This is a genomic window from Kineococcus deserti, from assembly GCF_050871945.1.
GTDB lineage: Bacteria > Actinomycetota > Actinomycetes > Actinomycetales > Kineococcaceae > Kineococcus.
Genome location: NZ_JBJLSI010000066.1, coordinates 1 through 7,059, shown reverse-complemented (window position 1 = coordinate 7,059; position 7,059 = coordinate 1). Strand labels below are relative to the sequence as shown.

The window sequence follows — 7,059 nt, the reverse complement described above, 5'->3', positions numbered from 1 at the left end:
CCTCGCCCACCCCCCCCGCCCCCGGCCCCCCCCCCGGCCCCCCCCCCCCCCCCCCCCCCCCCCCCCCCCCCCCCCCCCCCCCCCCCCCCCCCCCCCCCCCCCCCCCCCCCCCACCGGTGGCTACAGACCGTAGGTCTCGAGCAGCCGCAGCCACACCTCGCTGACCGTCGGGTAGCTCGGGACGGCGTGCCACAGCCGCTCCAGCGGCACCTCGCCCACGATCGCGATCGTGGCCGAGTGCAGGAGTTCGGCGACCTCCTGACCCACGAACGTCATCCCGACGATCACCCGGCGCTGCTCGTCGACGACCATCCGCGCCGTGCCGGTGTAGCCGTCGGCCAGCACCGAGGCGCCGGCGACGTCGCCGATCTCGTAGTCGACGACCCTGACGTCGAGGCCCTTCTCGCGCGCCTGCGCCGCGGTCAGCCCGACCTGCGCCACCTCGGGGTCGGTGAACACGACCTGCGGCACGGCGGCGTGGTCGGCCGTGGCGGCGAACTTCGACCACGGCGAGGCGTCGACCGGGCCCGCTGCGCGCGCGGCGATCGCGTCCCCGGTGATCCGGGCGTCGTACTTGCCCTGGTGGGTCAGCCTCACCCGGCCCGAGACGTCTCCGGTGGCGTACAGCCACTCCCCCTCGACCCCGGCGACCAGGCCGGAGTCGTCGACCGTCAAGGACCCGCCGTCCTGCAGCCCGACGGTGTCCAGGCCGATCCCGGAGGTCACCGGCCGGCGACCGGTCGCGACGAGGAACTCGTCGGCCTCGAGGACCGAACCGTCGGCCAGCTCGACGCGCACCGAACCGTCGCGGCTGACGCGGGTGGGTTCGGCACCCAGGCGCAGGTCCACGCCGTCCTCGCGCAGCGCGGCGGCCACGAGCTCGCCGGCGAAGTCCTCCTGACCGCGCAGCAGTCCGCCGCGCACCAGCATCGTCACCTGCGACCCCAGCCGGGCCCACGCCTGGGCCATCTCGACGGCCACGACACCACCGCCCAGGACCACGAGCCGGCCGGGGACGCTCTTGGCGCTCGTCGCCTCCCGGCTGGTCCACGGCGAGGCGTCCGCCAGCCCCGGCACGTCGGGGACCACCGGGACCGATCCGGTCGACAGGACGACCGCCTGCCGGGCGGTCAGCACCGTCGTGGCCCCGTCGGCACCGGCCACCTCGACCCGCCGCGGCCCGCTCAGCCGGGCGGTGCCGCGGATCAGCGACAGACCGGCCGACTCCAGCCACGACACCTGGCCGGAGTCGTCCCAGTCGCTGGTGAAGGACGTCCGCCGCCGCAGGACCTGCTCCGCGTCCAGCGTCCCGGTGACGGCCTCGGCCGCCCCGGGCAGGCGGCGTGCGGCCGCCAGGACCTGACCGGGGCGCAGCAGCGCCTTGCTGGGCATGCACGCCCAGTAGGAGCACTCCCCTCCGACGAGCTCCTTCTCGACGACGACCACGTCCAGTCCGGTGCGGGAGGCGCGGTCGGCGACGTTCTCGCCCACGGCTCCGGCACCGACGACCACCACATCGACCTCACGCTCAGCGCTCACACCGCCGGACGCTAGTGCGTGCGCCGACGGGGAAGCGAGGGGGACGGGTGTGTGGTGTGATCGGTCCGTGGGTCACCGCACGGTCGAGTTCAACGCCTCCCCCCGTCCGACGCTCGGCGTCGAGTGGGAGATGGTGCTCGTCGACCGCCACTCCCGCGACGTCGCCTCCCGCGCCGCGGAGGTGCTGGAGACGGTCGACCGCGAACCGTCGGCGACGGGCGCCCGGGTGACGAAGGAACTGCTGCGCAACACCCTCGAGGTCGTCACGGGCGTGTGCGACACCGTGCCCGAGATCGCCGAGGACCTCACCGAGAGCCTCGCCTCGGTCCGCCGGGTGACCGACCCGCTGGGCCTGGACCTGATGTGCGCGGGCACGCACCCGTTCGCCCGGTGGGACGAGCAGCTCGTCACCCCCGACGAGCGGTACGCCGAACTCCTCGAGCGCACGCAGTGGTGGGGCCGGCAGATGCTCATCTGGGGCGTCCACGTGCACGTCGGGGTGAACTCGGTGCACAAGGTGCTGCCGATCCTCAACACGTTGCTGAACCACTACCCGCACCTGCAGGCGCTGTCGGCCAGTTCGCCGTACTGGAACGGTTTCGACACCGGGTACGCCAGCAACCGGGCCCAGATGTTCCAGCAGCTGCCGACGGCGGGCCTGCCGTTCCAGTTCGGGACGTGGAAGGAGTTCGAGGGCTACGTCGACGACATGTTCGTCACCGGCGTCATCGACAGCCTGTCCGACGTCCGGTGGGACATCCGGCCCTCACCGCACTTCGGAACGATCGAGGTGCGGGTGTGCGACGGGACCCCCTCGTTGCGGGAACTGCGGGCGCTGACGGCGTTCATCCACTGCCTCGTCGTCCACCTCGACGCCCGCCTGGAGGCCGGTGAGCACCTGCCGACGATGCCGCCGTGGCACGTGCAGGAGAACAAGTGGCGGGCGTCCCGGTACGGCCTGGAGGCCGAGATCATCGTCGACGCCGCCGGCCGTGAACGGCTCGTCACCGACGACCTGGACGAGTGGCTCAACCGCCTGGAACCCGTCGCCCGGCAGCTGGACTGCGCCGACGACCTGGCGGTGGTGGCGCAGATCCCGCGCCACGGCGCGAGCTACCAGCGTCAGCGGGCGACGTACGACGCGGCCCGCGCGCGGGGGGACGAGCACCCGTTGCGCGACGTCGTGGACTCCCTCGTGGCGGAGATGCGCCAGGGCTGACCACCCGCACCCGGCGCCGAATCCGCGCGGAAACAACAGTCTCCGTCGCCATCGAGCTGCCCAGGCGACGGAAACTGTTGTTTCCGCGGGGGACTCGGGTCAGGCCAGCGCCTCGGCGGGCGTGATCGACGGCAGGCCGTGCGCGGCAGCGACTTCGGCGTTCACCAGCGACCCGGCGTGGGTCGACAGGCCACCGGCCAGCGCGGCGTCGGCGGCCACCGCCGCCTTCCAGCCGGAGTTCGCCAGTCGCGTGACGTAGGGCAGCGTGGCGTTGGTCAGCGCGTAGGTGGAGGTGTGCGGGACCGCGCCGGGCATGTTGGCGACGCAGTAGAACACCGAACCGTGGACGGCGAACGTCGGGTCGTCGTGCGTCGTGGGACGCGAGTCCTCGAAGCACCCGCCCTGGTCGATCGCGATGTCGACGAGGACCGAGCCGGGGCGCATCTGCGCGACGAGTTCGTTGCTCACCAGCTTGGGCGCCTTCGCGCCGGGGACCAGCACGGCCCCGATGACGAGGTCGGCCCCGCGCACCGCCCGGGCGAGTTCGAAGGAGTTCGAGACGATGGTCCGGACGGCCCCGCCGAACCGGGCGTCGACCTCCCGCAGCTTCGGGATCGACAGGTCCAGGACGGTGACCTCGGCGCCCATGCCGAGCGCGATCTGGGCGGCGTTCTGACCCGAGACGCCCGCGCCGATGACGACGACGTCCGCCGCGCGCACCCCGGGCACCCCGCCCATGAGGACACCGCGCCCACCCGCAGCCCGCATCAGCGAGTACGCGCCGACCTGCGGCGCCAGCCGGCCGGCGACCTCGCTCATGGGGGCCAGCAGCGGCAGCGACCGGTCGGGCAGCTGGACGGTCTCGTAGGCGATCGACGTGGTCCCGGCGGCCAGCAGCGCGTCGGTGCACTCGCGCGAGGCGGCCAGGTGCAGGTAGGTGAACAGCACCTGGTCGGCACGCAGCCGCGCGTACTCGGAGGCGATCGGCTCCTTGACCTTCAGCAGCAGGTCGGCGGCGTCCCAGACCTCCGCGGCCTCGGCGAGGACCTTCGCGCCGGCGGCCTCGTACTCGCGGTCGGGCAGCGAACTGCCCAGGCCGGCCCCGGTCTCGACGAGGACCTCGTGGCCGTGGCCGACGAGTTCGTGGACGCCCGCGGGGGTCAACGCCACGCGGTACTCGCGGTTCTTCACCTCACGGGGGACGCCGATGCGCATGGTGCTCTCCTCAGTCGATCCGGGAACTCGCTCAGGACCAGCCTGAAGACGGTTCGGCCGACCGGCAAGCAAGCTGCAGAAGATTCGTGAGAGCCTTTCGACGTGACAGATCGTTCGGGAACGGGCGCGCCGGAAGCGGTGCAGCCGAAGAACCTGCGCCGGGTGGTGGATCCGGTCGACCGGGCGATCCTGCGCGTGCTGGCCGAGGACGCGCGCATCACCAACGCCGCCCTGGCCCAGCAGGTCGGCATCGCCGCCTCCACCTGCCTGCTGCGGGTGCGCGCCCTGCGGGAGTCCGGCGTGATCCGCGGTTTCCACGCCGACGTCGACCCCGCCGCCCTCGGGCTGGACCTGCAGGCGATGATCGCCGTGAAGCTGGCCGCGCACGCCCGCGGCAGCATGGGGCCGTTCGTCGCCCGGATGCGACGTCAGCCCGAGGTTCTCGACGTGTACTTCGTCGCCGGCGCCGACGACTACCTGCTGCACGTGGCCGTGGAGAGCACGGCCGCCCTGCGCGACTTCGTCGCCGAGCACCTGTCCCGCGATCCCGACGTCGGGCTCACCGAGACGAGCCTGATCTTCGAGCACACCCGCGGGGTCGGGCGCACCTGAGCCGGCCCGCCGAGCGCGGCGCCCGGCCCCCCGCACCCGCGCGGGCCGTCAGCGACAAGTCGGCGGGGAACTGAGGAACGACTGCGGGGCAACGCCTTCCATCGGCGGCAGGACACCTTCGGGCGGGCACACCGCATCGAGCAGCAGCGCGGCGTACCGGCGCCAAGCCTCCGGGTGCTCCTCCCGGGTGCGGTCGGCGATGGAGCCGATCATCGAGGAGACGGCCGGGACGTCGGAGGGCTCGAAACCCGCGCGCACCGCCCCCTCGGCCCGCGCCCGCTCGACGATCCGGCCCACGACCTCGCTCAGCTCGCCGCGCAGCCGCTCGGCCGCCGCGGTCGACGGCGCAGCGCGCATGACGACGTTGGACAGGGCCTTGTCCCCGGCCCGCAGCGCCATCGTTCCGAACAGGTAGGCCCGCAGGCCGTCGCGCCCGCTGACCTGGACGGTGCACTTCTCGGCCAGGGCGAGCAACCCCTCCAGCTTGGCCTCCACCAGACCGGCCAGGAGCGCGTCCTTGTCCGGGAACCGCCGGTAGACCGTCCCGACGCCGACGCCGGCGGCCTCGGCGACGTCGTGCAGCGTCACGTCCAGCCCGCGCTCGGCGAACAACCGCCGCGCCGCGTCGACGATCAGCGCCCGGTTGCGTGCCGCGTCGGCGCGCAGCGGACGGGCGGCGATCGAGGACATGGGGGCAGGGTACCCGCGACCGGGAACAAGTGGACACCTCGTGTCCGTTTGCGTGTACGCTGGATCGAAGTGGACGCGATGCGTCCGCTTCTCGCCGGCCTGGTCCACCCGCCGGCACCTCGAACACCTGGAGAACTCGTGAGCTCCGAGACCACCGCACGACCCCGGACGCGACCCTCGACGCGACGCAGGACCCACCCGGCGCACGCCGCCGCCCCGAAGGACCACCGCTGGCTGGTCCTGGCCGTCATCGGCATCGCCCAGCTCGCGGTCGTCCTGGACGCCACGATCGTCAACATCGCCCTGCCCGCCGCCCAGGCGGACCTGGCGTTCGCCGACGACCAGCGGCAGTGGATCGTCACCGCCTACTCGCTGGCCTTCGGCTCGCTGCTGCTGCTGGGCGGCCGCCTCGGCGACCTGTTCGGCCGCAAGAGCACGTTCCTCGTGGGCCTGGTCGGTTTCGCCGGTGCCTCCGTCGTGGGCGGCCTGGCCGAGAACTTCGGCCAGCTCGTCGCGGCCCGTGCCCTGCAGGGCGTCTTCGGCGCGCTGCTGGCCCCCTCGGCCCTGGCCCTGCTGACCACGACGTTCACCGACCCGAAGGAACGGGCCCGCGCGTTCGGCGTCTTCGGCGCCATCGCCGGTTCCGGTGCCGCGACCGGTGTCCTGCTCGGCGGCGTGCTCACCGAGTACACCTCGTGGCGCTGGTGCCTGTACGTCAACGTCGTGTTCGCCGTCCTCGGTGTCGTCGGCGCGCTGCTGTTCATGCCGAAACCCGTCCGTGGGCCGCGCCCGCGCCTGGACCTGCTGGGCACCGTGACCATCACGCTGGGCCTGGTCGGCATCGTGTACGGATTCTCCTCGGCCGAGACCGACGGCTGGTCGGACCCGGTGACCATCGCCTGCCTCCTCGCCGGCGTCGTCCTGGTCGCGCTGTTCGTGATCGTGGAGTCCCGGGTGGCCCACCCGCTGCTGCCGCTGCGGATCGTCCGCGACCGCGACCGCGGTGGCGCGCTCGTCGCCATCGGCCTGGTCGGGGTCGCGATGTTCGGGATCTTCCTGTTCCTGACGTACTACCTGAGCCAGACCTTGCGGTTCTCCTCGCTGCAGACCGGGTTGTCGTTCCTGCCCATGCCGTTCTCGATCATGACTGCGGCGACCCAGATCACCCCGCGCCTGCTGCCTCGTGTCGGCCCGCGGGTCCTCCTGCGCACCGGCGGCCTCGTCGCCGCGGCCGGTGTGCTGCTGTTCCTGCGCACCGACGCCGAGAGCACCTGGGCCGGGACGGTCCTGCCCGCCCTCGTCGTGACCGGGCTGGGCATGGGCCTGATCGTGTCCTCGGCCATGAACACCGCCACCAGCGGCGTGGCCCGTGAGGACGCCGGCGCGGCCAGCGCCAGCGTCAACACGTTCCAGCAGATCGGCGGGTCGATCGGCACCGCGCTGCTGTCCTCGGTGTTCGCCGGCTCCGTCGCCGGCTTCGACGGCGACCCCGCCGACGCGGTCCTGCACGGCTACCACGTCGCCTTCACCGGCGGGGCGATCGCGCTGGTGCTCGTCGCGGTCGTCTCCGGCACCCTGGTGAACCGGCACGCGGTCCGGCGCGAACGCCTGGCCGCGGCGGCCTCGATCCCCGCTCCCACCACCGCCCACTGAACCCTGGGGGGGGGGGGGGGGGGGGGGGGGGGGGGGGGGGGGGGGGGGGGGGGGGGGGGGGGGGGGGGGGGGGGGGGGGGGGGGGGGGGGGGGGGGGGGGGGGGGGGGGGGGGGGGGGGGGGGGGGGGGGG

At 73.6% G+C, this 7,059-nt stretch carries 6 protein-coding genes; 3 read left to right on the top strand and 3 right to left on the bottom strand.

Annotation, left to right across the window (positions count from 1 at the left end):
- Positions 1-120: 120 nt before the first annotated feature.
- Positions 121-1,539, bottom strand: a complete 1,419-nt coding sequence (locus ACRYR2_RS24825) for a dihydrolipoyl dehydrogenase family protein (protein ID WP_432565676.1) — start codon at positions 1,537-1,539, stop codon at positions 121-123.
- A 67-nt stretch (positions 1,540-1,606) separates the two neighbouring features.
- On the opposite strand from ACRYR2_RS24825, the gene ACRYR2_RS24820 reads away from it, so the two are divergent.
- Complete coding sequence (locus tag ACRYR2_RS24820) at positions 1,607-2,758, top strand: glutamate--cysteine ligase (RefSeq protein ID WP_432565675.1); 1,152 nt, start codon at positions 1,607-1,609, stop codon at positions 2,756-2,758.
- A 99-nt stretch (positions 2,759-2,857) separates the two neighbouring features.
- On the opposite strand, the gene ald is transcribed toward ACRYR2_RS24820, so the two are convergent.
- The gene (gene ald / locus ACRYR2_RS24815) at positions 2,858-3,973 is read right to left on the bottom strand and encodes an alanine dehydrogenase (RefSeq protein ID WP_432565674.1); all 1,116 of its coding nucleotides are present in this window, start codon (positions 3,971-3,973) and stop codon (positions 2,858-2,860) included.
- 102 nt (positions 3,974-4,075) lie between these two features.
- On the opposite strand from ald, the gene ACRYR2_RS24810 reads away from it, so the two are divergent.
- Positions 4,076-4,585: an Lrp/AsnC family transcriptional regulator gene (locus ACRYR2_RS24810; RefSeq protein WP_432565673.1), complete on the top strand. Its 510-nt coding sequence runs from the start codon at positions 4,076-4,078 to the stop codon at positions 4,583-4,585.
- A gap of 48 nt (positions 4,586-4,633) precedes the next feature.
- Here ACRYR2_RS24810 and ACRYR2_RS24805 read toward each other — a convergent pair whose 3' ends face one another.
- On the bottom strand, positions 4,634-5,275 hold the full coding sequence (locus ACRYR2_RS24805) for a TetR/AcrR family transcriptional regulator (RefSeq protein WP_432565672.1): 642 nt from the start codon (positions 5,273-5,275) through the stop codon (positions 4,634-4,636).
- 138 nt (positions 5,276-5,413) lie between these two features.
- Between ACRYR2_RS24805 and ACRYR2_RS24800 the strand changes: the two genes are divergently transcribed.
- On the top strand, positions 5,414-6,928 hold the full coding sequence (locus tag ACRYR2_RS24800; RefSeq protein ID WP_432565671.1) for an MFS transporter: 1,515 nt from the start codon (positions 5,414-5,416) through the stop codon (positions 6,926-6,928).
- Positions 6,929-7,059 lie beyond the last annotated feature (131 nt).

Bases quoted from the DNA above. Each gene is read 5' to 3' on its own strand.
- ACRYR2_RS24805 (WP_432565672.1), bottom strand. From the start codon at position 5,275: ATGTCCTCGATCGCCGCCCGTCCGCTGCGCGCCGACGCGGCACGCAAC.
- ald (WP_432565674.1), bottom strand. From the start codon at position 3,973: ATGCGCATCGGCGTCCCCCGTGAGGTGAAGAACCGCGAGTACCGCGTG.